The sequence below is a fragment of the Pseudonocardia yuanmonensis genome (assembly GCF_039542425.1).
Lineage (GTDB): Bacteria > Actinomycetota > Actinomycetes > Mycobacteriales > Pseudonocardiaceae > Pseudonocardia > Pseudonocardia yuanmonensis.
Genome location: NZ_BAABIC010000031.1, coordinates 28,193 through 54,364, shown reverse-complemented (window position 1 = coordinate 54,364; position 26,172 = coordinate 28,193). Strand labels below are relative to the sequence as shown.

Here is a 26,172-nt window from a genome sequence, read left to right as displayed (position 1 = left end):
GGCTGCAGCGCGGGCCGGACCACGACCCGCCACACGAGGAGAAGAACGATGGAATACGGCCACCGCCGGCTCACCCTGCCGGGCGAGGGCGTCCGGCTCACCGCGGACCGCTGGGCGCCGCCGCTGCGCACGCGCCGCGGCACCGTCCTGCTGCTGCACGGCGGCGGGCAGACCCGGCACTCCTGGCGACACACCGGCCGACGGCTGGCCGCGCAGGGCTGGACCGCGATCGCGGTCGATCTGCGGGGACACGGCGACAGCGACTGGGCGCCGGACGGCGACTACACGCTCGACGCGCACGTGGCCGACCTGCGCACAGCGGTCACCGTGCTCGACGAACCCCCGGTGCTCGTCGGCGCCTCCCTCGGCGGCATGACCTCCCTGCTCGCGCTTGCCGCCGACCCGACCCTGGCCCGCGGCCTGGTACTCGTCGACGTCACGCCCACCACCGAGCGCGCGGGAACCGCGGAGATCACCGACTTCATGCGCTCCGGCACCTCCGGGTTCGCCACGCTCGACGAGGCGGCCGCGGCCGTCGCCGCCTACAACCCGCACCGCACCCGGCCGCCGCGGCCCGAGGGCCTGAAGAAGAACCTTCGCCGCCGCGACGGCCGCTGGTACTGGCACTGGGACCCCCGCCTGCTCGACAGCCGGCAGACCGACCCGCGCACGCTCGACGACAACGCCCGCCGCGCTCGCGAGGCCGCCCGTGGGCTGGGCGTGCCCACGCTGCTGGTGCGGGGCCGGCAGTCGCGTGTGGTCAGCACCGCGGGCGCCCAGGAGCTGCTGAGCCTCGTCCCGTCGGCCCGCCTCGTCGACGTCGACGGGGCCGGGCACATGGTCGCCGGCGACGACAACGACGTGTTCGGCGAGCACCTGCTCGACTTCCTCGACGGTCCGGTCCGGCTCGCCGGATGAGCAGCTACACGGCCTGCGACCACTTCCGGCACCACCCGGTCGGTGACTCGGAGCTGTGGCAGGAGGCCTGGCTGACCTCGTGGTACGACCCGGTGACCCGCTCCGGCGGATACCACCACGTCGACTTCCAGCCCGCGCGGCAGCGCGCGTGCGTGCAGAGCTCGGAGGCCGACCTCGCCTTCACCGGTTTCACCGCGCCGCTCGTGCTGCGCGGCAACCGTGTGTCGGACCACGAGTCGTCCGGGACCGGCCACTACTGAGGTCTTCGGCCGGACCACCGCGACCTTCGCCGAGGGCCGGGCCGCGAGCGCCGTTGCCTTCCACGACCACTCCTGGGGTCCGGGTGACTACGGGAACCTCACGGCGACCTACCGCTGGGGCCACCTGACCTTCGGCGAGGACCTGTTCGCCGCCGTCTACGCGATGACGACGGACCGCGGCCGATCGGACTACGGCTACGTGGACGACCGCGGCGAGCGGCACGGCGTGGTCCGGGTCGACGACCGGGTCGAGATGGCCGAGGACGGGCACACTCCGCTCGCCGCCCGGCTCCGGGTCTGGACGGGCACCGGCCACGGCTACGAGTTCACCGGGAGACCGGCTCACGGCCGCACGACCACCATTGACCGGTCGCAGCCCTCAACCTACAGTCGTTAGATATGTGTGAGGAGGCCCGATGACGAGCGACGCCGCCACCCGAGCCACCGTTCGGGACCTGGCCCTGCGGACCGTTCCCCGCGGGTGCCCGCTGTGCGAGGCGATGTGCGGACTCTCGGTCACCCTCGACGCGGAGGACCGGGTGGTCTCGGTCCGCGGCGACACCGACGACGTCTACAGCAAGGGCTTCCTCTGCCCCAAGGGCGCCTCGCTCGGCGCGGTCGACGACGACCCCGACCGCCTCACCCGACCCCTCGTCCGGCGCGCCGGCGAGCTGCAGGAGGCGAGCTGGGAGGAGGCGTTCGCCGAGGTCGACCGGCTGCTCACGCCCCTGCTCGCCGAGGACCGCAACTCGGTCGCCGCATACACCGGCAACCCGACCGGCCACAACGTCGCGTTCACCCTGCTCGCGGGCCGACTCGCCCGGTCGTTGGGCAGCATCCAGGCCTACTCTCCGGCGACGATGGACCAGCTGCCGCAGAACGTCACGGCGGCCCTGCTGTTCGGGGAGCCAAGCAGTATCCCGGTGCCGGACCTCGACACCACGGATCTGCTGGTGATCGTCGGCGGCAATCCGCTGGTGTCGAACGGCAGCATCGGCGCCGCGCCGGACTACCGCGGGAAGCTGAAGGCGCTGCGGGCCCGAGGCGGCCGGCTGGTCGTCGTCGACCCCGCCCGGACCGCCACCGCCGGGGCAGCGGACGAGCACCTGCAGATCCGGCCCGGCACGGACCTGTTCCTGTTCCTCGGGATCCTGCACGTCCTGTTCGCCGAGGACCTTGTGCGACCCCGCGCGGCCGCGGGCCGGCTCAGCGGGCTGCGCGAGCTGCGCGAGGCCGTCGCGGCGTACCCGCCCGCGGCCGTCGCCGAGGTCTGCGGCATCCCGCCGGAGACGATCACGCGCCTCGCCCGCGATCTCGCGACCGCTGAGCGCGCCGCCGTGTACGGCCGGCTCGGCACGACGCTCAACCGGTACGGCACCCTCACCTGCTGGGCGCTGCAGGCCGTCAATGTCCTGTGCGGACACCTCGACCGGCCGGGCGGACTGCTGTTCACCCGGCCCGTCACCGGCGGCCCGACCACGCGGAAGGCCACGAAGCCCGCGCGCCCGTTCACCGTCGGGCGGTACCGGACGCGGGTGAGCGGGCATCCCGAGGTGCTCGGCGAGTTCCCCGTCGCCGCGCTGGCCGAGGAGATCCTCACGCCCGGTCCCGGCCGGGTCCGCGGACTGGTGGTGTACGCCGGCAACCTCGCACGCTCGCTGCCCGACTCCGCACGGATGCAGTGCGCCCTCGCGGAGGTCGAGACGCTGATCTGTGTCGACCCCTACCTGAACGAGACGACGCGGTACGCGGACGTGATCCTCCCGCCGCCGGGCTCACTCACGCGGGATCACTTCGATCTCGTCCTCTACCAGTACGCGCAGCGCAACTACGCCCGCTTCTCCACACCCGCCCGCCCCGTCCCGGACGGGATGCTCTCGGAGTGGAAGATCCTGCTGCGGCTCTGCGCGATCTACGAGGGACGCGGCGCCCACGCCGGTTCCGACGAGATCGACGACGAGATCGCCACCGCCCTGCGCCGCTCCATCGCCCGCAGCGTGGGTGCCGAGGAGTCCGAGATCGTCGCCGGGGTGCCCGGCCGGGGCCCGCGGCGACTGATGGACCTGCGGATCCGCTCCGGCCCCTACGGCGACCTGTTCGGCCGCAACCCGGGCGGGCTGTCGCTGTCCCGGCTGCTGGAGTTCCCGCACGGCATCGACCTCGGGCCGCTGGAGCCACGCCTGGACGAGGTGATCCGCACGCCGTCCGGCACGATCGAGCTGGCCCCGCCGATGATCCTCGAGGCCCTCGCCCGGGTCGAGGTCCCGCAGCCCGAGCCCGGCACCCTGCTGCTGATCGGCCGGCGCGACCTGCGGTCGAAGAACTCCTGGCTGCACAACGTCTCGCCGCTCGCGAAGGGCAAGGACCGGTCGGCGCTGCACGTCTCCCCCGCCGACGCCGAGGCGCACGACCTGACCGACGGCGGAGTCGCGCTGGTGACCTCGGCCGCCGGGGAGATCCGGGTCCCGGTCCGGGTGACGGACGAGGTGGGCACCGGCGTCGTCTCGCTGGGTCACGGCTGGGGCCACGACGACCCGCACGCCCGCCTGCGCGTCGCGGCGCAGAAGCCCGGGGTCAACAGCAACACCCTTACCGACGGCACCGTGCTGGACCCGCTCTCGGGCACGGTGCAGATGAACGCGATCCCGGTCCGCCTGGCCCGCGCCTGAGCCCGGGAGGGGGCGGGAGGTTCACCCTCCTCGCGAGACCGTGCTCAGCGCGCTCTCCAGATGACGCAGGTGCTCCGCCACCGACCTCAGGCCGGCGTCCATCGTGCTGAACGACAGGTGCGACGCGCCGTGGTCGATCCAGAAGCCGATTTCGGCCGCGAGCTCGTCCGCGGGTCGACCCGGCACCCGGATCCGCGGCTCGACGCCGATCTCGGCCGCGTCGCGCCCCGCCTCGCGGATCCCGGAGTTGACACTGCCCGGGACGACGGTGTTGACCCGGATCCCGTCGGCGGCGTTCTCCAGGGCCGCGACCTTCGCCAGCTGAATGAGGGCCGCCTTCGCCGCGCCGTAGTCCGCCGTCCCCTCCATCGGCCTGATCCCGGCGACCGACGAGGTCAGGACGATGCTGCCGCCCCTGCCTCGCATCAGCCGTAACGCACACCGCAGTCCGTGGAACGCGCCGTCGAGGTTCGTGCCCAGGACCCGGCGCCACTGCTCCGCGGACGTGTCCGCGACGGAGAGACCGGCCGGCGGCACCCCGGCATTGAGCACGGCGTGGTCGAGCCGCGACGTCTCGGCCTCGATCCGCTCCCAGAGACCCGTGTCCCCGACGTCCCCGACGACCCGTCGGACCTCGCACGAAAGGTCGACGGCCGCCAGTCCCGCGGCATCGACGTCGACGAGGATCAGCCCGGCGACCCCGGCCTCGTCGAGCCACCGCGCCGTCGCGCGGCCGATGCCCGACGCCGCGCCGGTCACCAGCGCCCGACGGCCGCTGAAGTCGAGCTTCTTCGCGGTGCTCGTCGACTCCGGGCTCACCGGGACGGGGTGAAGCGCAGGGGCAGCGACTCGAGCCCCCGCACCTGGCTGTGGTGGAACACCGGATCCCCGTCCAGCTCGTAGTCGGGCATCCGGCGGTGGATCTCCTCCAGCGCCGTGCGGATCTCGATGCGGGCCAGGTGGGAGCCGACGCAGCGGTGGATCCCGGCCCCGAAGGCCAGGTGGCGGTTGGTCGGGCGGTCGAGCCGGAGAGTGTCCGGGTCCTCGAACTCGCCGGGGTCGCGGCCCGCGGCCGAGGACATCAGCAGTACCCGGTCACCGGGCTCGAGGGTCACCCCGCGCACGACCGTCCGCTTCTTCACGAGCCTGCCGAGCGCGACCGGCGAGTCGATGCGCAGCAGCTCCTCCGCCGCGGCCCCGGCGAGGCCGGGATCGGCGATCAGGGCCGCCCGCTGGGCGCGGTCGCGCAGGAAGTGCAACATCCCGAAGGACAGCACCCCGCGGACGGTGTGCAGGCCGCCGACCATCAGCAGCCACAACATCTTCTGGAGCTCGGTGTCGGTGAGCGGGCGCTCGTCGTCGTACCGAGAGGTGAACAGCACGGACATGACGTCGTCCGGCCGCGGGTCGTTCCGCCGGGCGATCATGTCGCCGAAGTAGGCGAAGACCGCGTCGTTGGCCTCGGAGCGGACCCGGGCGTCCTCCTCCGGGGACGCCCCTGGCTTCCCGACGAGCATGTCGGTGGTCCAGCGGTCGAACTGCGGGGCGTGCTCGGCGGGCCAGCCCATCAGCGCGACGAACGTACCCGCCGTGATCGGCTGCGCGAACTCGGTCACGAACTCGCAGGTCCCCCGCGCGGCGAAGGCGTCGATCAGCTCGACGGCCACCCCGCGGATCCGGTCCTCGAGGGCCTTCATCCGGCGCGGGCTGAACAACGGGTTGAGTACGTCCCGGTAGTGCTTGTGCGCGGGCGGGTCGATCTCGTTCGGGATCGAGGGCTCGGTGGTGATGCGCGGGACCTGCGCGTTCTCGACGGAGAAGACCTCCCAGTCCCGGCAGGCCTCGTGGCAGTCGTCGTAGCGGGTGAGGATCCAGTGCCCGCCGTGCCGCGGCGACCAGGCGACCGGCGTCTTCTCCTGGTACGCGGCCAGCGTCTCGTGCGGCACGGCGAGGGCGGGATCGGCGATGTCGAAGTCCACCACCAGCTCGGCGGGGACGTCCTCGGTTCGGGTGGGCATGGCGGAACTCCGATCGTCGTCGGGACGGAGTGCGGGTCAGCGGGTGAGCGGCCGCCAGCTCAGCTCGTCATACAGCAGGCGGCCCGACCGGGTACGGCGTTCCTCGGTCCGCAGCACCAGCAGGCCGCCCTCCCAGCGCGCGACCCGGACCAGGTCCGTGCCCGGGTGCTCCGGGTAGAGGGAGATGTCGAGGTGGTGGGTGACGACGTCCCCGTCGAGCTCGAACCAGCCGCCGTAGCCGACGAACCCGAGGGCGGCAGCACCGCGGGTGGCGTCGTCGACCTGCAGGAAGTCGCCGTCGACGGGCCAGGCGCGCTCGCGCTGCATGAGCAGTGCCGTCACCCGTCCGTCGGGCTGGTAGCTAATCCGGCCCACGGGATCGGGTCCGAGGACGTCGCCGATGACCTCGCCGTCGACGAGCCGGACGAAGCGGACCAGGTCCCAGGTGCCGTACAGCTGCTCGGCGGAGAGTGCTGTGCGCTCGCTCGTGCTCATGCGGTGGCCGGGGTCTCGGAGGCACCCGGCTCGGCGACAGGCCGCGGCTCGGCGCGGCGGTCGGCGAGCCCGCTGCGGGGCACCGCCGCCACGAGGACGGACGCCGCGACACCCACGGCCGCGAAGGCCCAGAAGGCGCCGGTCGCACCGGCGGAGGTGGCCATGATGAGACCCACCATGATCGGCCCGACGACGCCGCCGAGCCGGCCGAGGCCCGCGCAGAGGCCGAGGACGGTCCCCCGCGAGGCCGCCGGGTAGTAGATCCCCGCGAACCCGTAGACGGCGGTCTGGGACGACGCGCAGAACCCGATCAGGAGCACCAGTGCGAAGACCACGCCCTGCGCCGGGCCGAGCGTCAGCGTGGCGACGGCCAGGGCGCCCAGGACGAAGCCGGTCGAGATCACCTTGCGGGACCCGAAGCGGTCCGCCAGCCCGGTGAGGACGACCATGCCGATCGCGCTGCCGATGTTGAACGCCAGGAGGAAGGTGAGCGCGGAGCCGAGGTCGTAGCCGGTGGACCGGAGGATCTGCGGGATCCAGGTGTTCATGCCGTAGGAGACGAGCAGCCCGAAGAAGCTGATCAGCGGGAAGAGCACGGTCGCGAGGCGGAAGCCCGGGACGAAGAGGGTCCGCAGGGCGGATCGCCGGCCCTCCGCGGCGGGCGGCGCGGCCTGCAGGGCGACCGCCGACTCGGCGCTGCGGCCCAGGTCGTACCGCTCGGCCAGCGCCTGCGCCTCCTCGTGCCGGCCCCGGGCCACGAGGAAGGCCAGCGACTCCGGCAGGTTCCGGTACGCGACGGCGAAGAGACCGATGCCGATCACCCCGGCCGCGGCGAAGAGCGACTGCCAGCCGAACGCCGGGATCACGAAGATCGCCAACACGGCGATGATCGCGCCACCGATCGGGAACCCGGTCTGGATCACGCCGTTGTAGAACTGCCGACGCTCGATCCGCACGTACTCCATCGTCAGCGCGATCACCGTGGGCAGCGCCCCGCCGAAGCCGAGGCCGGCCAGCAGGCGGAAGGCGCCGAACATCTGCAGGTTGGTCGCCACCGCGCACAGCCCGGTGAAGATGCTGAAGCTCGCGACGCAGGCGAGCACGATGGGTCGGCGGCCGACGATGTCGGTGAGGTACCCGGCGAGCATCGCGCCGAGCATCATCCCGAACAGCGAGAGGCTGCCGATGAATCCGGCCTCGACCGCCGTGATGCCCCATTCCTTGTTCTGGATCAGGACGGGCATGACGGCGCCGAACATCAGCAGGTCGATGCCGTCGAGGACGGTGACCGCGAGGCAGGTCAGGACGACCGCCCTGGACCCCGCGGTACGCGCGGCGGGTCGGGACATGGTGGCTCCTCGTACTCTCTGTCGACGATGACGTCGAGCGTCAGGTGGTGGGTGTGCGGGTGCCCCCGACGATCGTCGAGAGCACCCGCACCGGCTCCGACGACCTGTTCTGCCAGGCGTGCCTGCTGCCGTTCACCACGACGAGATCGCCGGCACGCAGCGCGACCTCGCCCTCGTCGAGCTCGAGCACGACCTCGCCGGACAGGACCACGTTCACGTCCACCGAGTCCGTCGAGTGGAAGCCCGGTCGTTCCCCCGTGCTCTGCACGATGTCGTCCGGGTCCTCGCCGGTCGTGCCCGCGGGGATGGTCCAGGTGATGACCCAGACCCCGCCGGCCGGTGGGAACGCCACCTCGCCCGGGACCTCTGTGGGAGCCGGAAGGGTCGGCACGGTGTCGTTGCGCCACAACAGGTCGAGGTCCATCGTGCCGACCTCGGCCGTCGTCGCCTTGCCGTCGGAGACGACGTACGACCGCCCGTCCGGGCCCTCGCCGGTCACCACGCGTCGCATCAGAGGGCCGCCGCGCTCGCGAACAGCGCCGTGGAGACGACCGGATCGCCAGGCCCGCCGGTCATCAGGGACAGGTTCGCGTCCGGCACCTGGTTGGTGGAGGTGCCGCGGATCTGCCGAACGGCCTCGCCGACCAGGCTCATGCCGTGGATGAAGCCCTCGGCGAGGTTGCCGCCCGAGGTGTTGATCGGCAGGCCCCCGTTCGGCGCGACGAGGTTGTCGAACGTGACGAACTCCCCCGCGCTCTCCGGCGTGCAGAAGCCGTGCTCGATCAGGGCGGACACGCCCATCCCGGTCATGTTCTCGTAGATCTGGGCGACGTCGACGTCCCCCGGGCCATAGCCGGTGTCCGCCCACAGCCGGTCGGCCACGCCCTGGAAACCGGCGGACCAGTACGGGTTGCCGCTCTCCTCGAGCATCCCCCAGCCCTGCGCGGCACCCATCGGCGCGCCGAGCAGGTAGGCGGGCGTCTGCTTGAGGTCCTTCGCCCGCTCCGCGGACACCAGGATGACGGCGGACCCCGCGTCGTTCTCCCTGGAGCAGTCGAAGAGGTGGTAGGGCTCGGAGACCCAGCGGGACTCCTCGTAGGTCTCGGCGTCGAGCTCGGTGTCGCGGCCGATGGCCCGGGGGTTGCGCTTCGCGTGGTGGTACGAGGCCAGCGCCATGTCCCGCAGCGTGCGCGCGGGCACGCCCTCCGCCTCGATCAGCCGTATCGACCGCAGCGCGCACATCTGCGCGGGCGAGTCCAGACCGTTGACCAGGTGCTGGGGTGACGTGTCGTCCTGCGCGACGTCCACCCGCAGCCGGCGGCCGCGGTACTCCGACATCGCCCGGTACACCACGACGACGTTCGCCTGGCCGGTGACGATGGCCGTCGCCGCGAGGCCGAGCGCGCCCGGGATGCCGCCGCCGTGGGTCCACACCAGCGCCCCGAAGCGCAGCTCCTTCGTGCCGAGCGCGGGCATCATGCGCTGGCCGTCGTTGCGCTCGGAGCCGTAGGAGACGAACCCGTCGATCTCCGACGGGTCGATCCCGGCGTCCTCCGCGGCGGCCACGATGGCGCGCATGGCCAGCTTGAGGGCGGGCTCCCCGGAGGTGCCCCGCTTGTACCAGGGGGTCTGCCCGACGCCGACGACGGCGGTCGTCCCCCGCATGATCGCGTTGACCATTAGTTCACCACGCTCCACCGCACGGCCGGGTACCCCTTCGCCTTCTCCGACGGCGGGTCGATGTGCCCGCGCACCTCCGCGCCGACGTGCACACCCTCATCGGGCCCGGCGAGCACGCCTACCACGCGCGCCCCGTCCGCCGCGGGCACCTCGGCGACGACCACGACGTACGGCAGGTCCTCGGTGCGCTCCTTCGTGCGGTCGAACGCGTAGTGGGCGCGCGTCCAGGAGTAGATGCGCCCGCTCATCTCGACCGGCTCCCAGAGCTGCTCCCACGAGCCGCACTGCCCGCAGCGGAAGTGCGCGGGCCACATCCAGCGCTTGCAGTCCGCGCAGCGGGGCAGCCGGAACTCGCCCTCCTCCAGGGACTCCCAGAAGCGGTCGTCCGCCCCGATGCCCCCGGTGATCCGGTGGGCGTAGAACTCGTACTCCACGGATCCCTCCTCAGCCCCAGTGCCGGGGGTCGTCGAGCGCAGCTGCCATCCAGCGGTGGAAGTGCTGGTTGGCGATCTCGTTGCGGCCGAAGTACAGCGGCCCGATGTCGGTGTTGGACACGGCCTTCTGCAGCCCCTCGTTGACCACGAGGTCCTCGTCCCGCAGCACCGCCATCAGGATGTTCCAGTTCTTGTCCCAGCGGGCCTTCTGCTCGTCGGTCACGGCGGGCTCGCGGGTCAGGATCCGCATCTGCATCCGGGTGCCCGCGGCGGTGCCCGGCGCGGGCACGAAGTTGAGGACCTCGAGGTGGTCCGGCTGACGGAGCACGCTCATGTTCGGCATGAGGAAGTGCGCGACGGTGACGTGCCGGTCGATCTCGGCGGTCTCCGGGTTCTGGCCGCGGACCTTGTCGATGCTCTTGCGCGCGGAGACCATCCGGCCGTGCCGACCCATCGGCTGCCAGGTCTGCAGGTTGTTGTAGAAGTACGGCGCGACGGTGCCGGTGTGGGCGTAGGCGATGTGGTAGCCGTCGAGGAAGGCGTCCATGAGCACCTTCCAGTTGATGTCCACGTCGAAGTTCCCCGCGACGTAGCAGGTGTAGCGGTCCATCTCCAGGGCGCCCAGGGAGGCCTCGAACTCCGGGCCCAGCCACTCGCCGACGTCGATCTTGCGGTCGCCCGCGGCGGAGTCGACGACCCAGACGAAGCCGTGCCGCTCCTCGACCGGGACCTCCTTGAGCCCCAGGCACGACTTGTCCACGCTGCCGAACGTCGACTCCTCGGCGATCGTGCGCAGCGACCCGTCCCCGGCGTAGGACCACCCGTGGTAGCGGCAGGAGAAGAACCGCCGGGAGCCGGTGTCCTCGTTCACCAGCCGGGCGCCGCGGTGTCGGCAGGTGTTGACGAAGCCGCGCACCTGACCGTCGGCCTGGCGGACCAGCACCACCTCGTTGTTCGGCAGCTGGGCCACGAGGAAGTCGTTGCGCTTGGGCAGCTCGCTGCCGTGTGCAGCGATGACCGGCACGTGGCCGAACAGGTCGGCCCGCTCGCGCGCGGCCAGCGCCGGGTCCGAGTACACGCGCGCGTCGATCTCGAGGACCTCGGGCGCGAGGTCGGTGGTGCGGTTGTCGAGGTGGTCGAAGAGGACGCGGGCGAAGCCCGCCTTCGTCTCGGCGTCGTAGGGCAGGTCGGCGTACACCATCGGGGCCCTCCTCCTGAGGGCCGCCCTCCACTGTGGATCGTGCGGTGGTGGTGGGACGGCTCGGGGCTCGTCGTCCGCGACGGACGACTGTCGGGAACGGGAAACGCGACCGGGAGAATCCGCTCGCGCGACCTAGGAAAGGGTGCGATCCACGGGTCGCCCGGTCGATGGTGGCGCCGCCACGCACCGTTTCCGGCTGCATGGTCGCCGTCACCTTATTGGGTTAGGTTGACGGGGTCAAGACGCAGCTCTACAGCTGCAGGCTCTTGATCTCGACGAACTCCTCGAGTCCGAACGCGCCACCCTCGCGGCCGTGGCCGGACTGCTTGAACCCGCCGAAGGGCGCTGCGCCGTTGAACCGGCCGCCGTTGACCTCGATCTGCGTCGCCTTCATCCGGCGCGCGACGGACTGGGCGTGGCCCTTGTCGGTGGACCACACCGCCCCGGCGATGCCGAAGATCGTGCCGTTGGCGATCGCCACCGCCTCCTCCTCGGAGTCGAACGGGATGATCGACAGCACCGGCCCGAAGATCTCCTCCTGCGCCACGGTGGCCGTGGGCGCGACGTCGGAGAGCACCGTCGGCCGCACGTAGAAGCCGGGCCCCTCGGGCGCCTCCGGCGAGCCGGTGACCAGCCGCGCGCCCTCCTCGACCCCGGTGCGGATGTAGCGCAGGATCTTGTCCCGCTGCGCCGCGGTCACCATCGGGCCGAGCTTGGTGGCGTCGGCGGTCGGGTCGCCGGGCGCGTAGGCCTCGGCCGCGGCCTTCGCGAGCTCCTCGGCCGCGGCGAGCCGGGTGCGCGGGACGAGCATGCGGGTCTGCGCGTTGCAGGACTGCCCGCCGTTCATGTAGCAGGCCCGCACGGTGTGCGGGACGGCCTTGGCGAACTCCTCCTCGGACAGGTCGTCGAGCAGCACGGCGGCGCTTTTGCCGCCGAGCTCCACCGACACGCGCTTCACCGTGCCCGCGGCCAGCTCCAGGATCCGCTTGCCGACCGCGTTGGAGCCGGTGAAGCTGACCATGTCGACGTCCGGGTGGACGGCCAGCGCCTCGCCGACGATCGGCCCGTACCCGTTGACCAGGTTGAACACCCCGGGCGGCACGCCGATGGCGTCGATCGCCTCGGTGAGCGCCCGCGCGGTCAGCGGGGCGACCTCGCTGGCCTTGACGACGACCGTGCAACCCGCGGCGAACGCGGCGCCGATCTTGGCGGTGATCTGGTGCAGCGGGTAGTTCCACGGCGTGATGGCGCCGACGACGCCGACCGGCTCGCGCACGATCAGCGAGTTGCGCAGCGGCTCCTCCCACGGGAAGTCCGCCGCCGCGGACGCCGCCTCCCGCAGGTCGACGATGCCGAGGCCGACCTGGGCCCAGCGCGCGGTGCGCCGCGGCGTGCCGACCTCCGCCACCACGATCTCGGTGATCTCGTCCTGGCGGCGCTCCAGCTCGTCCGCCAGCCGGGAGACGAGCTTGGCCCGCTCCCCCGGGTCCGTCGCGGCCCACCCCTCGAGGGCCCGGCTGGCCGCGGCGACCGCGAGGTCGACGTCCTCGGGCGAGCCCGCGGGCACGTCGCCGATCCGCTCCTCGGTGGCCGGGTTCAGCACCTCCACCCGCTCCGTGCTCGCCGAGGCGGTCCACGCCCCGTCCACGTACAGATCGAAGGTCACGACGTGCACTCCCCTTCGTCGGGCAGGCTCCGGGAATGGCGGCAGAATCGCCGCCGGCAACAGGGCCGCGACAATTCCGCGGCGACCGATCTTTACCTTACGGGTGTAGATAGAACGGTGTCAACCACGCCGCTCAGGCGACTCCCCCGCTGACCGGGAGCGTGTGCCCGGTGACCATTGCGGCGGCGGGCGAGCAGAGGTACACGACGGCGGCCGCCACCTCCTCGGGCGACACCGCCCGCTCCACGAACTGCCCGCTCGACACCTGCTCGGCGATCGCCTCCGGGCTGAACCAGGCCTCGACGGTCGGGGTGAGGGTCAGTCCGGGCGCGACGGCGTTCACCCGGATCCCCTCCGCGGCGTACTGCTTCGCGGCGTACCGGGTCAGGTGCACGACCCCGGCCTTCGCCGCCGCGTAGGCCGGCGAGGCGGTCGTCTGCGGGCTCATCCCGGCGCTCGACGCCATGTTCACGATCGCCCCGCCGCCCCGGGCGAGCATCGCGGGGATCTCGTACTTCATCCCCAGCCACGCCGAGGTCAGGGACATGCCGAGGATCCAGTTCCACTTCTCCAGCGTCGTGGTGGTGACGGTGCGGCCGAGCTCACCGCGCCCCACGTTGTTCAGGGCCAGGTCGAGGCCGCCGAACTCGTCGACGACGCGGCCGACCATGGCCGCGACCTGCTCCTCGTCGGTGGCGTCCGTCCGCACGAAGAGGCTGCGGGCGCCCGCGGCGACCAGCTCCTTCGCCGTGGACTCACCGCGATCGGCGTCGAGGTCCGCGATCGCCACCGCCGCACCCGCCTCCGCCAGCGCTCGGGCCGACGCCAGCCCGATCCCCGAGGCTCCCCCCGTCACCAGCGCGATCTTCCCGTCCAGCACACCCATGGGCCGGTCCTCCCTCTCCGTGTCCACGACGGACCTCAGGATGGGTGGCGAACATACCTTACGCTAATAGGTGAGAGTAGTCCTCGGCGCGATCGTGGTTGCACCATAATCCGCGCATGCCGCGGCCCGCACAGCCCCTTCTGAGCTACTCGTCGATCGTGTCGTCGGCGTTGGCGATCATCGACGAGGAGGGCCTGGAGGCGTTCAGCCTGAAGCGGCTCGCCCGCGAGATGAACGTGCAGGCACCGTCGCTCTACTACCACTTCCCGGACAAGGCCTCGATCCTCGAGGCGGTCGCCCGGGCGATCGTGCTGGAGACGCCGCGGCCCCGCGAGCGCGATCCCGACAACTGGATCGAGTACTTCGTGGTCCAGAGCCTGAACTTCCGGCGGACGATCCTCCGACATGCCAACGCCGCGCCCGTGCTTCTCCAGTTCATGCCGCGGGACGTCTTCGCCCCCGTCTACGAGATCTCGGCGGCCTTCCTCTCCGAGGTCGGCGTGCCCGACCACCTGCAGGTTCTCGTGCTCGACGGGCTGGACCGCTTCACCCTGGGCGCTGCGCTGACCGAGGCGATGAAGCGCCCGGCGAGCCGCAAGGAGATCTTCCCCGACGTCGACCCCGTGACGGAGCCGGCGCTCACGCGCGCGATCGACGCCAACGACCTCGACCCCGAGACGCTGTGGGCCGAGTCCATCCGGACCTTCCTGCGCGGCATCGACGACCCGCGCCTCGAACGCCGGCCCTGACGGCGACGGCGACCCTTGACACCCTTCTACCTACCCTCGTAAGGTAAGTTTCGTTCGGCGCTTTCCGAACCATTTCCGTGCGATACCTCGTCAATGCAGACAGGAGTGCGGACGAATGCCCTCGCGTCCCGATTCGCTGCGCGTTCGGCGCCACTCTCTCCTGCCCACCACCGGGAGAACCGCATGATCACCGACGGCGTCCGCTGGTGGGCGCGCAACAACCCCGACCGCCTCGCGGTCGTCTTCGACGGCACGGACGAGGTCGACTACGCGACCCTCGACCGCTGGACCGACAACGCCGCCCACCGGCTCGCCGGGCTCGGCGTCGGCACCGGGGACCGGGTCGGCTTCGTCGGCGCCAACAGTCTCGAGTGGATCGCCTCGGCGATCGGCGCCCTGAAGCTCGGCGCCGTCGCCGTCCCGTTCAACAACCGCTTCACGGCGACGGAGTTCCGTCACCAGCTCACCGACGCCGAGCCCGTCGCCGTGGTCGCCGACGAGGCCTCCGCCGAGCGGATGGCGGAAGCGATCGGGGACGACCCGATCCGGCTGCTGCCGATGGAGTCCTTCGCCGAGCAGCGCACGGCACCGCACACTCCCGTGCCGCCACCCGCCGTTGACCCCGACGACGTCGCGATCATCGTCTACACCAGCGGCACCACCTCGAAGCCCAAGGGCGTCACGCTCTCGCACCGCAGCTTCGTCAGCTTCCTCACCGAGTTCGCGGTGACCGAGCCGGTGATGCGGCCGGGTGGCCGGATGATCTTCGTGCTGTCGATGTCCGGCATGCCGGGCCTGCCATGGCACGTCCTGCACCCGCTCACGCGCGGGATGACCCTGTTCTACGAGCGCGGGTTCGACGCCAAGGCGATGCTGCAGCGGATCAGTGAGCGACGCGTCGAGGTGGTGTGCGGCGTCCCGCTGCTGTTCGAGCAGATGTCCGCACTGCCCGAGTTCGCCGATGCCGACCTGTCCTGCATCCAGCTGGCCACCGTGGCCGGCGCGCGCGTGTCCCCGGACAACCTGAAGGTCTGGCTGGACAAGGGTGTGGTGCTGCGGCAGTCCTACGGGATGACGGAGCTGCACGGGCTGTCGTCGATGAACCCCGTCGAGGAGGCGATCGCGCACCCGGAGGCGGTGGGCCGCGGCTCGGTCTTCACCCCGCACCGGGTCGTTCGGCCGGACGGGACCGAGTGCGCGCCCGGCGAGGAGGGCGAGATCGTCGCCAAGGGCCCGTCGATCACGCCGGGGTACTGGCGCAACCCCGAGGCGACCGAGGCGGCGTGGCGGGGCGGCTGGTTCCACACCGGCGACCTCGGCGTCGCCGACGAGACCGGGCTGATCCGCATGGTCGACCGAATGAAGGACCTGATCATCTCCGGCGGCTACAACATCGCACCATCGGAGATCGAGAACGTGATCGCCGGGCTGCCCGGGGTCGACGAGGTGTGCGTGGTCCCTGTGGCCGACGAGCGGTTCGGCGAGACCCCGGCGGCGGTGGTGCACGGGCTCGAGGCGCCCGATGCGGAGGCCGTCGTCGCCCACTGCACCGAGCACCTCGCCGGGTACAAGGTGCCCCGCTACGTGGTGCGCTCCGCGGGCCCACTGCCGCGAATGGCGAGCGGCAAGATCGCCCGACGCGAGATCCGGGAGCTCTACGCCGACGTCCCCACCACGCACGCCAAGGTGCGATGAGCACGGCGGCCGGGTCCCCGACGTCGTTGTCGGAGATCACCCCGCAGTGGCTCACCGGGATCCTCGGGCGCACCACCCCCGGGGTCGAGGTCGCGGAGGTGACCGTCGACTCGGTGGTGTGGGGCACCGCGACGAAGGTGATGCTGAAGGTCCGCTACGCCGCGAACCCACCGGGCGGCCCGCCGGAGGCGTTGTGCCTCAAAGGCGGGTTCGACGACGCCCTGCGCGCCCTCGGGCACCGCGGCTACCGCGCCGAGGCCCGCTTCTACGCCGACATCGCCCCCGCGCTCGGCGACGTCGTGCCCCGCTGCTGGGGCACCGAGGTCGACGACGGTGAGGGACAGGGCGGCGAGCAGGGCCTCGTCGTGCTCGACGACCTGCGCGGGCCGGGTGTCGCGTTCGGCCGACCGCAGGACCGCTACACCCCCGACCAGGTCGCGGCCGCGCTGGAGCTGCTGGCCGACATGCACGGGCGCAGCTGGGACCGCACCGGCCCCGGTGCCACGCCCTGGCTCGTCGTCGGCTCGCCCCAGTACCGGACCGTCGTCACGGGCTTCCTCTCCGAGGCCCACTGGGCGGCGGCGATGGAGCGGCCGACCACGGACTCGTTCACCCCCGCAATGCGGGACCGGCGCCGGGTCGAGCGGGCGATGCACCGCCTGTGGGAGATCGACGACGCCGAGGTCCAGTCGCTCGCCCACGGCGACCCGCACATCGGCAACACCTACCTCGTCGACGGCGTGATCCGCTTCCTCGACTGGCAGGTCGCGTGCCTCGGCCCGTGGTCGGACGACACGGCGTACTTCCTGGTGGGCGCCCTGGACGTCGAGACCCGACGAGCGTGTGAACGCGACCTGCTGCAGACCTACCTGGCGGCGCTCGCCGCGACCGGGGCCCCCGCACCGACCTTCGACGAGGCCTGGGCGGCCTACCGCCGCCACCACCTGCACGGCCTGCTCTTCGCCGTGTGCCCGCCCGAGAAGCAGGGCGAGGACGTCTGTCGGCTGATGGGTGAGCGCTACGCCGCGGCCGTCGCCGACCACGACACCCTGGCCGCTCTCGGCCAATGACTCGCGCCCCGTCAGGGGCGCGCGAGGAGGAGGACCGATGAAGTCCAGGGCCGCACTGCTGATGGAGGTGCCCGGCAAGTGGGAGGTCGTCGAGGTCGACGTCGACGAGCCCCGCGCGAACGAGGTGCTGCTGCGGTACGCCGCGACGGGCCTGTGCCACTCCGACGAGCACCACGCGACCGGCGACAGCGGCACCCAGGTCCTGTCCTACTGCGGCGGGCACGAGGGAGCCGGCGTGGTCGAAGCCGTCGGACCCGGCGTGACCACACTGAAACCCGGCGACCACGTGGTGACCGCGTTCATCCCCGGCTGCGGGCGCTGCCGCTGGTGCGCGAGCGGCATGCAGAACCTCTGCGACCTCGGGGCGCTGATCCCGAAGGGCGCCCTGCTCGACGGCACCTACCGGATGCACCACGAGGGCCGCGACGTCGCCCAGGCCGCGTTCGTCGGGACCTTCTCCGAGTGGAGCGTGGTGCCCGAGCTGTGCTGCATCCCGATCGGAAAGGACATCCCGCTGACGACCGCGGCGCTGGTCGGCTGCGGCGTCCCCACCGGATGGGGATCCGCGGTCAACGCGGGCGGGGTGAAGCCGGGCGACGTCGTGATCGTGATGGGTACCGGCGGCCTCGGGATCAACGCCGTGCAGGGTGCCAAGCACGCGGGGGCGGTGCGGATCATCGCGGCGGACCCGCTGCCCTTCCGCCGTTCCGGCGCCCTCGAGTTCGGCGCGACGGACGCCGTGGAGACGATCGAGGAGGCCACCGACCTCGCCCGCTCGCTGACCGACGGCCAGGGCGCGGACGTCGCGATCGTCACCACCAGCACGCTGAAGGGCGAGTACATCGCCCAGGCCTTCGACGCCGTCCGCAAGGACGGCACGCTCGTCGCCACTGCCGTCCCCGGGCGGGACCCGAGCCCGATCCCGCTCGATCTCGTCCAGCTCCCGATGTACCAGAAGCGGATCCAGGGCTGCCTCTACGGCGCGATGTCCCCGACGAAGGCCGTCCCCGCCCTGCTCGACCTCTACCGCGCCGGCCACCTCAAGCTCGACGAGCTGGTCACCCGCACCTTCTCCCTCGACGAGATCAACGACGGATACGCCGCCATGTACGAGGGCAGCACCCTCCGCAGCGTCGTGGTCCACTCCACCTGATCGGAGCCCACCGTGCGTTTCGGCCTGTTCATGCCCCCCTACCACAACCCCCGCCGCAGCCCCGCGGTCGCGATCGAGCAGGACCTGCGGCACATCGAGGCGCTCGACCGCCTTGGCTACTCCCAGGTCTGGTTCGGCGAGCACCACAGCGGCGGCTTCGAGTACATCCCCTCGCCCGAGCTGATGATCGCCGCGGCTGCCCAGCGGACCTCGCGGATAGAGCTGTGCAGCGGCGTGATCTCGCTGCCGTACCACCATCCGCTGATGGTGGCGGACCGGATCGCGTTCCTCGACCACATGACCCGTGGCCGCATCCGTATCGGGTTCGGCCCGGGTGCGCTGGTCGCGGACTCGCAGATGATGGGTATGGACTACAACCTCCTCCGGCCGCGGATGGAGGAGGCGCTCGACGCGATCATCGAGCTGCTCGGGACCCCCGGCCCCGTCCACCGCAAGACGGACTGGTTCACCCTCGACGACGCCCGCCTGCAGCTGCAGGGCTACCGGCCGGGTGGGATCCCGCTCGCCGTCGCCGCGGCCATGTCGCCGTCCGGCCCGAAGCTGGCGGGCCGGCACGGGCTGGGGCTGCTGTCCGTCGGCGGCACCTCGGCGGCCGCCGCGGAGCTGCTGGCGAAGACCTGGGGGATCACGGAGGCCGAGGCGGCCGCGCACGGACAGGTCGTGTCCCGGAACGAGTGGGCGATCGTCGGCAACGTGCACCTGGCCGAGTCGGACGAGCAGGCTCTGGAGGACACCCGCTTCGGGCTGGCGGACTTCATGGCGTACCGGCACGTCACGACCCCGATGCAGATGATCGCGCCTGGCGAGGAGGTGTCGCACGAGGAGTTGGTGCGCCGCGTCAACGAGTCCGGCTACGGCTGCATCGGCGGGCCGGACCGGGTGGCCGACTACGTCCGCGGGCTCGTCGAGCTGACCGGCGGCTTCGGCACCTTCCTGCTCACCGCCCACGACTGGGCGGACACCGCCGCGACGACCCGGCAGTACGAGCTGTTCGCCGACGAGATCATGCCCCGCTTCACCGGCACCACCGACTCCCTGAGCCGCTCCTACGCCTGGACGGCGGAGCGCAAGGACGGCTTCAGCGAGCGCTTCCACGCCGGCATCCACAAGGCGCAGGCGGACTACGCCGCCGGCCGGGGCGGCTCCGCCGGCTGACCCGGACGCTTCCCCACCACAGAAAGGCGACCCCGGTGCCCACCCGTCTCGAGGACGTCCCACCCGAGCTGATCACCGACTTCGACATCACCGATCCGGCCCTGTCGAGCCCGCACGCCGCCCTCGCCGCGCTGCAGGAGAAGACGCCGGTCGCGTACTCGCCGCTGCACGGCGGGTACTGGATCGTGACCCGCTACGACGACGTGCACGCCGTGGTCCGGGACTGGGAGACCTTTTCCAACACGCAGAACCAGGTGCCCGTGGTCGCGCCGGTGCCGTCGATCCCCCTGCAGATCGACCCGCCCGAGCACAAGCTGTACCGGCAGATCCTCAATCCGCTGTTCAACCCGACGCGGATGCGGGCGCTCGAGGAGGCGATTCGGGGGACCACCACGTCGCTGATCGACGGGTTCGCGGCGCGCGGGCACTGCGACGTGGTCCAGGAGCTGGCGCACCCGCTCACGATGGCCACGTTCGTCTCGCTGATGGAGTGGCCGCTGGAGGACGGCGAGCGCTTCACCGAGTGGACCGAGGCGATCCTCGTCGGCAAGCCCGGCGCTCCGGCGGAGGAGGACGCGGCTGTCCGCCAGAAGGCCAACGAGGAGGTCTTCGCCTACTTCACCGGCGTGATCGCCGACCGCCGCGGCGGCGACGGCCAGGATCCGACCTCGCAGATCGTCAACGCGGAGTTCGAGGGCCGCCCGCTGACGGACGACGAGCTGCTCCGGATGTTCTGGTTGCTGATGCTCGGCGGCCTGCACACCGTCCGCGGCGTGCTGGGCCTCGGGTTGATCCATCTCGTCCGGAATCCGCGGGAGCGGCAGCGGCTGATCGACGATCCGTCGTTGCTGGGCGCGGCTGTCGAGGAGCTGCTCCGGATCGAGGCGCCCGTGGCCGGCGGCCGGGTCGTCACCCGCGAGACGACGCTGCAGGGGGTGACCCTGCAGCCCGGCGACATGGTGCTGGTGATGCTCTCGGCGGCGAACCGCGATCCGCGGGAGTTCCCCGCCCCCGACGAACTGCGGATCGACCGGAGCCAGAACCGGCACCTCGCGTTCAGCGGCGGCCCGCACCGCTGCGTCGGCTCGCACCTCGCCCGGATCGAGCTCTCGGTCGCCCTCAGGGAGATCCTCCGGCGGATCCCGGGCTTCGTGCTCGACCCCGAGCACACGCCCGAGCTGCACCACTCCCAGGTCCGCGGCATCAACTCGCTCCGCATCCGGTTCACCCCGGAGGCGTCCTGACCCAGGTCGAGATCGTCAGGTTCCGCTGTGCGGCAGGAGATTCTCGACGGCGAGCGGGGTGACCGGCGCTGGCGCACCTTCGGCGAGCTGGTGGCCGACGCGGCGGCCCGGTTCGGTGACCGTCCCGCGGTCGTCGACGACGGCCGGACGCTGAGCTACCGCGAGCTCGGGGACGAGGTTCGCCGCGCGGCCGGAGCGATGCTGGCCCACGGCGTCGGTGTCGGTGACCGGGTCGCGCTGTGGGCGCCGAACTCCTGGGCGTGGATCGTGGCGGCCCTCGGCGCCCAGAGCGTCGGGGCCGCCCTGGTCCCGCTCAACACCCGGTACAAGGGGCCGGAGGTGGCCCACATCCTGGATCGGGCGCGCCCGCGCGTGCTCGTCGTCGCGGACGGGTTCCTCGGCAACGACTACCTCCGCATGCTCGCTGCCGAGAACGTGTCGGTCCCGTGCACCGTCCGGCTCGACGGAGCCCGCGAGGGGGCTCTCGGGTGGGACGGGTTCCTGGCCGAGTCAGTCACGCCGGACGACGTGATGACCCAGGTCGACGGCGACTGCATCTCGGACGTCCTCTTCACCTCCGGCACCACCGGCCGTCCCAAGGGCGCGCTCACCACGCACGCCCAGAACCTGCGCGGCTACTACGACTTCTCCCGCCTCGCCGGGTTCCGGGACGGGGACCGCCACGCGATCGTCAACCCCTTCTTCCACGCGTTCGGCTACAAGGCGGGATCGCTGTCGGCGCTGATGCACGGCATGACGATCTACCCGCACGCCGTGCTCGACCCCGAAGTGCTGCTCGACCAGGTCGACCGCGAGGACATCGAGGTGCTGCCGGGCCCGCCGACGCTTTACGCGACCCTGCTCGCCGATCCCCGCCTTCGGGAACGGGACCTGTCGTCCTTGCGGCTCGCGATCACCGGGGCCGCCTCCGTCCCCGCGCGTTGCTCATCCGCCGGGTGCTCGCGGAGCTCGGGTTCGAGCGCGTGACCACCTGCTACGGCATGACGGAAGGCTGTGCGCTGGCCACTATCTCCCGGCCCGACGACCCGGTCGACGTGCTGACCCGGGCCTCCGGGCGCACCCTGCCCGGCGTCGAGGTCGCGGTCGTCGACAACGACGGCACCCCCGTCCCGCCCGGCGAGCTCGGCGAGGTCCGGGTGCGCGGCTACAACGTGATGCAGGGCTACCTCGACGCCACCGCCGAGACGGCGCTGAAGACCGACGCCGAGGGCTGGCTGCACACCGGCGACATCGGACGCATGGACGACCAGGGCAACCTGTCGGTCACCGACCGAAAGCGCGACATGTTCGTCGTGGGCGGGTTCAACGCCTACCCCGCCGAGATCGAGGCGACCCTCGCCGAGCACCCCGGCATCCGCGAGGTCGCCGTGATCGGCACGCCGGACGAGCGCCTGGGCGAGGTCGGCGCCGCCTTCGTGATCCCCTCGGCCGCCGGCGCCCCGAGCCAGGACGAGCTGGTCGCCTGGGCCCGGGAGCGCCTGGCGAACTTCAAGGTGCCGCGGCGGGTGGTGGTGGTCGACGAGCTGCCCCGCAACGCCACCGGGAAGGTGCTGAAGGGCGAACTACGGGCCATGGCCGGCGGACGGTGACCGTCAGCGGATGCTGCGCCCCCCGTCCACGTCGAGGCAGACGCCGGCGAGGAAGCCCGCCTCGTCCGACGCGAGGTAGGCGACCGCCGAGGCGACGTCCGTTCGCCGGGCGGCCCATCGGGATGCCCGCGACCATGGCCGCGCGGGCGGCTTCGCCGAGGGGCTCCCCGCCGTTCAGCGCGGTGAGGAACGCGGTCTCGGTGACCACCGGGTTCACGGCGTTGACCCGCACGTCCGGAGCGAGCTCGACCGCCAGCCCAGCACCACCCCACGGACGTTCACGGCGGCCGGTCATCCCGCGCGGCCGGCGGTGACCGACGGGCGCGGGGCGGCCTGCTCCGCCAGGTCCTCGAGGAGCTGCCTGGCGTGGGTCCGGTAGTCCACCTCCAGCCGGTAGCGCGAAGCGGGCGAGCAGCCCCCGCTCGGCCTGCACGACGTCCTGGTGTCGGCCCCGCACTACTTGGTTGACCGGCATCGGATCCCGCAGGGGCGCCTGAGCTCCGACAACCCGTCGCCCGTCCCGTTCGATCGCGAGCGAATAGGGCTGCGATGTGGAGGAGGGCAGGGCGGTCAGGCCCCAGGTGTTGGGTCGGCGGGAACGACGGTGTTGCTGTCCGACGATCCGCTCCGGGGCTGCGACGCGGCCTTCCGTTGCGTCACCCACAGCCGGGTGACGAGCAGTGAGATGGCGATCGCGGCGACCAGCGTCGGCACGATGGCCAGTCGGAACATGGTGACCTCGGAGATGCCCTGGCTCAGCAGGAGCCCACCGAGGATGGGGGAGATCAGCGACCCTACCCGCCCCATCCCCTGCATCCAGCTCACGCCGGTGGAGCGGGCGTGCGACGGGTACATGGCCGCCGCGACCGGACTGAGCGCATTCTGGGTTCCGATTCCGAAGAACCCGACGGCGATGAGCGAGATCAACACGAGTGCCGGGTAGTCCAGGGTGGCGCTGGTCAGATAGATGAACACGCAGGCCAGTGGGAACCCGATGATCATCACTCGATAGTCGCCGGAGCGCCGATCGGCGACAGCCGCCATCGCCAGCCCACCCGCGATCGTGGCGAGTAGCGTCAGGGACATCGCGTTGGCAGACGTGGCGGGAGACAGCCCGGCCTGGCCGAGCAGCGTCGGCACCCAGGTGAAGAGGAAGAACGTGAGCACGTAGGCCGAGAACGACGCCGCCCACAGCAGGATCGTGCCCGGGCCGTGCCCGTCGGTGAACAGCGCGGCGACAGGCGCCTTCGACGCCCCCTTCGTGACCTCGCCCACGGCTGCGAGCGGTGCGCCGGAGTCCCGGGGGTCGATCTGCAGCAGGAACCGCTGGGCCTCGGCCTGCTTGCCCTTCGCCAGGAGGTACTCGACGGACTCGGGCAGCATCCACATCGCCACCACGGCGAGCAGAAGTGGGATCACGGCGCCGACCACGAAGATCGAGGTCCAGCCGAAGGCCGGCAACATGACCTGTGCGACCAGTCCGCAGACCACGCCGCCCGCCACTGCGCCACTCCCGACCAGCGTGGCGACCTTCGCCTTCGATCGTGTGGGGACCAGCTCCACGGCGAGGGCGATGACGTTGGCCAGCGCCGCGCCGAGCCCGAGGCCGGCGAGGAACCGGAGCGCCGAGAGTGCCTCGACGCTCTGCACGAACACGATCAGCCCCGTGAACAGCGCGAAGGTCGACGTGCAGACGATGATGACGATCCGGCGGCCGAGCCGGTCGGCCACCGGCCCCAGCGACACCAGGCCGACGATCATTCCGATCGACCCGGCGGTGACGGCGACACCGAACTGTCCGGGCGAGATCGCCCATTCCTTCGCCATCGACGGGATGAGGTAGCCGATGGCGAGGGTGTCGAAGCCCTCTGCCATCGCGATGAGGGCGCACAACGCGACGATCGCCTTCTGGCGACCCGTGAACCCGATCCGGTCGAGTGTCTCATTGAGCGCACGTGGGCGGCTCTCGTTCATCGATGGCTCCTAGGATCGACACAGCTTCGGACGGCCTCGACCGCCACGGCGGATCTGGCGAGGTTTCGTGCGGTGCGGGCCGGGTCAGGAGGCGCTGATTGCCGCGGTCGGAGTGGCGGCCCACCACTCAGCGAAGTCCGCAATCGCGGCGATGTGGTCGTCGACGGTCTCCAGTGGTCGGACCTGGAGCCCGATCGCGGCGGCACTCGCCGTCGAAGTCCGGACAGCGAGGCGGGTTCCGCCTGCCGCGATCCATCGGTCCCGATCGACGGCCCAGGCGTCGGGACCCACTCCGTAGGAGAGGAAGAGCTCGGCGGGCACGTCCGCCGGATCTCGTCCTGCGGCGCGCGCGGCACCGGCGAGCTCTGCGACCTGGTCGACGGTCTCGTCGCCGCCGAAGGCGAAGAGAAAACCGTCGGCGATCCTGCCCGCGCGGCGGACCGCGGCCCGCGTCCGGCCGCCGAGCAGGATCGGGATGCGGTTCGCCGGTCGGGGGACCAGCGCAGCGCGGTCGACGCGGTGGAAGGTCCCGGTGAAGTCGACGACGGGCTCGCTCCAGAGTCGACGGAGCAGTGCGACCTGCTCCTCCAGCCGCGCTGCTCGACCGGAGAACTCGATTCCCAGCGCCTCGAACTCCACATGGTTCCAGCCGATCCCCAGCCCGAGCGCAAGCCTGCCCCCGGAGAGTCCGTCGAGCTCCGCGGCCTGTTTGGCGAGCAGCGCGGTCTGCCGCTGCGGTGCGACCACGACGCCGGTGGCCAGCTCGATACGTGTGGTGACCGCCGCGAGGAACGCGAGCAGCGTGAGCGGCTCGTGGAAGGGGACGGTCTCGTCGTACGGTGCGGCCAGAGGTGGGTTGCGATCGTCCTGAACCACCCCGAGGACGTGGTCGTAGACGATCACCCGGGAGTAGCCGAGATCTTCGGCGGCCTGGGCGAACGCTCGGACGGCTCCCGGCTCGACCGGGAGCTCCTGGCTCGGGAAGACGACGGATCGGTGCAGCGCGGGCCCGGTCATGGCACGGTCCAGCCCGCGTCGGCGACGACAGCAGCGCCGTTCATGAACGAGGCACCGTCGGAGGCGAGGAAGTGGCAGATGGAGGCGACCTCGTCCGGCAGGCCCCGGCGGGGCATGGTCGCCCGGAACTCGGCGACCAGTCGGGCAGTCTCCTCGTCCCCGGGAACGCCCGCCTGCATGCCGGAGTCCACCCCGCCGGGGCACACCGCGTTGCAGCGGATGCCGCGGCGGCCGTACGAGGCGGTGATGCTCCGGGTCAACCCCACGACGGCGTGCTTGCTGGCGGTGTATCCCGCACCGGCCCGGCGGCCGCGGAGGCCCGCGACGGACGCGACGGTCACGATGATCCCGCCACCCCGCTCGAGCATGCCGGGCAACACGCGCTTGGAGAGGAGGAAAGGGCCCTTCACGTTCACACCGAAGTCGGTGTCCCAGGCTGCCTCGTCGACATCGACGACCCCGGCCAGACCTTCCGCCGCGAGGCCCGCATTGTTGATGAGGACCTCGACCGGGCCGACCCGAGACTCCATCGCGTCGACGGCTGCGTCGACCTCGTCGCTTCGCGAGACGTCCGCGCGCACGGAGAAGGCGTCGTGGCCGCTCTCGCGCAGCTCGAGCGCCGTCTTCTCGGCAAGGTCGTCGGCGATGTCGAGGACCACGACGGTGTCGCCGCCTTCGGCGAAGGTGCGCGCGATGGCGGCGCCTATGCCGCGACCTGCACCGGTGACGAGGACCGTGCGGGGGGTGGGGGCCACGGGGGCCCTCCTCTCGGATTCAGATGGTGCTGGACTCGCGACCGGCGAAACGGGATGAGCGCCTGTCGACGGCAGGCAGCCCGCGTCATGTTCAACGAGAGGGCCCCGGACGTCGCGGGACAATTCGGGCAGGCCTCGGCATCCGCGAGGTCG

25 protein-coding genes and 1 pseudogene are annotated in these 26,172 nt (G+C 71.8%); 12 read left to right on the top strand and 14 right to left on the bottom strand.

Annotated features, from left to right (window positions below; translation table 11 throughout):
- Positions 1-48: 48 nt before the first annotated feature.
- Genes ABD990_RS30955 through ABD990_RS30940 form a run of 4 tightly spaced genes read left to right on the top strand, consistent with a single transcriptional unit; the run spans position 49 to position 3,847 of the window.
- The gene (locus ABD990_RS30955; protein ID WP_345384335.1) at positions 49-918 is read left to right on the top strand and encodes an alpha/beta fold hydrolase; all 870 of its coding nucleotides are present in this window, start codon (positions 49-51) and stop codon (positions 916-918) included.
- Positions 915-1,178, top strand: a complete 264-nt coding sequence (locus ABD990_RS30950) for a DUF7065 domain-containing protein (protein WP_345384334.1) — start codon at positions 915-917, stop codon at positions 1,176-1,178. Before ABD990_RS30955 ends, ABD990_RS30950 begins: the two co-directional genes overlap by 4 nt.
- Complete coding sequence (locus tag ABD990_RS30945) at positions 1,138-1,575, top strand: DUF7064 domain-containing protein (protein ID WP_345384333.1); 438 nt, start codon at positions 1,138-1,140, stop codon at positions 1,573-1,575. Before ABD990_RS30950 ends, ABD990_RS30945 begins: the two co-directional genes overlap by 41 nt.
- A 19-nt stretch (positions 1,576-1,594) precedes the next feature.
- Positions 1,595-3,847, top strand: a complete 2,253-nt coding sequence (locus tag ABD990_RS30940; protein ID WP_345384332.1) for a molybdopterin-dependent oxidoreductase — start codon at positions 1,595-1,597, stop codon at positions 3,845-3,847.
- 21 nt (positions 3,848-3,868) lie between these two features.
- Here the strand turns inward: ABD990_RS30940 and ABD990_RS30935 are convergent, their stop codons facing one another.
- From ABD990_RS30935 to ABD990_RS30890, 10 genes are all read right to left on the bottom strand, one after another.
- Positions 3,869-4,666 (bottom strand): SDR family NAD(P)-dependent oxidoreductase, encoded by a 798-nt coding sequence (locus ABD990_RS30935; protein ID WP_345384331.1) that lies wholly within the window; start codon positions 4,664-4,666, stop codon positions 3,869-3,871.
- Positions 4,663-5,865, bottom strand: a complete 1,203-nt coding sequence (locus ABD990_RS30930) for a cytochrome P450 (RefSeq protein ID WP_345384330.1) — start codon at positions 5,863-5,865, stop codon at positions 4,663-4,665. Before ABD990_RS30930 ends, ABD990_RS30935 begins: the two co-directional genes overlap by 4 nt.
- A gap of 36 nt (positions 5,866-5,901) precedes the next feature.
- A complete protein-coding gene (locus ABD990_RS30925; RefSeq protein ID WP_345384329.1) occupies positions 5,902-6,360 on the bottom strand; it encodes a lipocalin-like domain-containing protein in 459 nt (152 codons plus the stop codon).
- Positions 6,357-7,709 carry an MFS transporter gene (locus ABD990_RS30920; RefSeq protein ID WP_345384328.1) on the bottom strand — a complete coding sequence of 451 codons (1,353 nt, stop codon included), beginning with the start codon at positions 7,707-7,709 and terminating at the stop codon, positions 6,357-6,359. Before ABD990_RS30920 ends, ABD990_RS30925 begins: the two co-directional genes overlap by 4 nt.
- A 40-nt stretch (positions 7,710-7,749) precedes the next feature.
- Positions 7,750-8,211, bottom strand: a complete 462-nt coding sequence (locus tag ABD990_RS30915; RefSeq protein WP_345384327.1) for a cupin domain-containing protein — start codon at positions 8,209-8,211, stop codon at positions 7,750-7,752.
- Positions 8,212-8,219: 8 nt separating this feature from the next.
- Entirely contained in the window at positions 8,220-9,389 is a 1,170-nt protein-coding gene (locus ABD990_RS30910) for a thiolase C-terminal domain-containing protein (RefSeq protein ID WP_345384325.1), read from the bottom strand.
- Entirely contained in the window at positions 9,389-9,823 is a 435-nt protein-coding gene (locus ABD990_RS30905) for a Zn-ribbon domain-containing OB-fold protein (protein ID WP_345384324.1), read from the bottom strand. Before ABD990_RS30905 ends, ABD990_RS30910 begins: the two co-directional genes overlap by 1 nt.
- Positions 9,824-9,833: 10 nt before the next feature.
- Entirely contained in the window at positions 9,834-11,024 is a 1,191-nt protein-coding gene (locus ABD990_RS30900) for an aromatic ring-hydroxylating oxygenase subunit alpha (protein WP_345384323.1), read from the bottom strand.
- A gap of 250 nt (positions 11,025-11,274) precedes the next feature.
- Positions 11,275-12,690 (bottom strand): aldehyde dehydrogenase family protein, encoded by a 1,416-nt coding sequence (locus ABD990_RS30895; RefSeq protein ID WP_345384322.1) that lies wholly within the window; start codon positions 12,688-12,690, stop codon positions 11,275-11,277.
- Positions 12,691-12,823: 133 nt separating this feature from the next.
- Positions 12,824-13,576: an SDR family NAD(P)-dependent oxidoreductase gene (locus ABD990_RS30890; RefSeq protein WP_345384321.1), complete on the bottom strand. Its 753-nt coding sequence runs from the start codon at positions 13,574-13,576 to the stop codon at positions 12,824-12,826.
- A gap of 116 nt (positions 13,577-13,692) precedes the next feature.
- On the opposite strand from ABD990_RS30890, the gene ABD990_RS30885 reads away from it, so the two are divergent.
- The 8 genes from ABD990_RS30885 (at position 13,693) to ABD990_RS30850 (ending at position 22,273) form a co-directional block, all read left to right on the top strand.
- Positions 13,693-14,325, top strand: a complete 633-nt coding sequence (locus ABD990_RS30885) for a TetR family transcriptional regulator (RefSeq protein ID WP_345384320.1) — start codon at positions 13,693-13,695, stop codon at positions 14,323-14,325.
- Between the two features lie 183 nt (positions 14,326-14,508).
- Positions 14,509-16,020: a class I adenylate-forming enzyme family protein gene (locus ABD990_RS30880; RefSeq protein ID WP_345384319.1), complete on the top strand. Its 1,512-nt coding sequence runs from the start codon at positions 14,509-14,511 to the stop codon at positions 16,018-16,020.
- On the top strand, positions 16,017-17,090 hold the full coding sequence (locus ABD990_RS30875; protein WP_345384318.1) for an aminoglycoside phosphotransferase/kinase family protein: 1,074 nt from the start codon (positions 16,017-16,019) through the stop codon (positions 17,088-17,090). Before ABD990_RS30880 ends, ABD990_RS30875 begins: the two co-directional genes overlap by 4 nt.
- A gap of 37 nt (positions 17,091-17,127) precedes the next feature.
- On the top strand, positions 17,128-18,243 hold the full coding sequence (locus ABD990_RS30870; protein WP_345384317.1) for an NDMA-dependent alcohol dehydrogenase: 1,116 nt from the start codon (positions 17,128-17,130) through the stop codon (positions 18,241-18,243).
- A 12-nt stretch (positions 18,244-18,255) separates the two neighbouring features.
- Positions 18,256-19,419, top strand: coding sequence for an LLM class flavin-dependent oxidoreductase (locus tag ABD990_RS30865; RefSeq protein ID WP_345384316.1), 1,164 nt, complete (start codon positions 18,256-18,258; stop codon positions 19,417-19,419).
- A gap of 35 nt (positions 19,420-19,454) precedes the next feature.
- Complete coding sequence (locus ABD990_RS30860; RefSeq protein WP_345384315.1) at positions 19,455-20,663, top strand: cytochrome P450; 1,209 nt, start codon at positions 19,455-19,457, stop codon at positions 20,661-20,663.
- Positions 20,664-20,690: 27 nt separating this feature from the next.
- On the top strand, positions 20,691-21,650 hold the full coding sequence (locus ABD990_RS30855) for an AMP-binding protein (RefSeq protein ID WP_345384314.1): 960 nt from the start codon (positions 20,691-20,693) through the stop codon (positions 21,648-21,650).
- A complete protein-coding gene (locus tag ABD990_RS30850) occupies positions 21,647-22,273 on the top strand; it encodes an AMP-binding enzyme (protein WP_345384313.1) in 627 nt (208 codons plus the stop codon). Before ABD990_RS30855 ends, ABD990_RS30850 begins: the two co-directional genes overlap by 4 nt.
- Before the next feature lie 3 nt (positions 22,274-22,276).
- Here the strand turns inward: ABD990_RS30850 and ABD990_RS34635 are convergent.
- The 4 genes and pseudogenes from ABD990_RS34635 to ABD990_RS30835 form a co-directional block, all read right to left on the bottom strand.
- Positions 22,277-22,381, bottom strand: a pseudogene (locus ABD990_RS34635) (hypothetical protein); the annotation flags it as partial.
- Positions 22,382-22,843: 462 nt separating this feature from the next.
- On the bottom strand, positions 22,844-24,247 hold the full coding sequence (locus ABD990_RS30845; RefSeq protein ID WP_345384312.1) for an MFS transporter: 1,404 nt from the start codon (positions 24,245-24,247) through the stop codon (positions 22,844-22,846).
- Between the two features lie 84 nt (positions 24,248-24,331).
- On the bottom strand, positions 24,332-25,264 hold the full coding sequence (locus ABD990_RS30840; RefSeq protein ID WP_345384311.1) for an LLM class F420-dependent oxidoreductase: 933 nt from the start codon (positions 25,262-25,264) through the stop codon (positions 24,332-24,334).
- Positions 25,261-26,019, bottom strand: coding sequence for an SDR family NAD(P)-dependent oxidoreductase (locus ABD990_RS30835; protein ID WP_345384310.1), 759 nt, complete (start codon positions 26,017-26,019; stop codon positions 25,261-25,263). The genes ABD990_RS30840 and ABD990_RS30835 overlap by 4 nt, the downstream gene beginning before the upstream one ends.
- Positions 26,020-26,172: the final 153 nt, after the last annotated feature.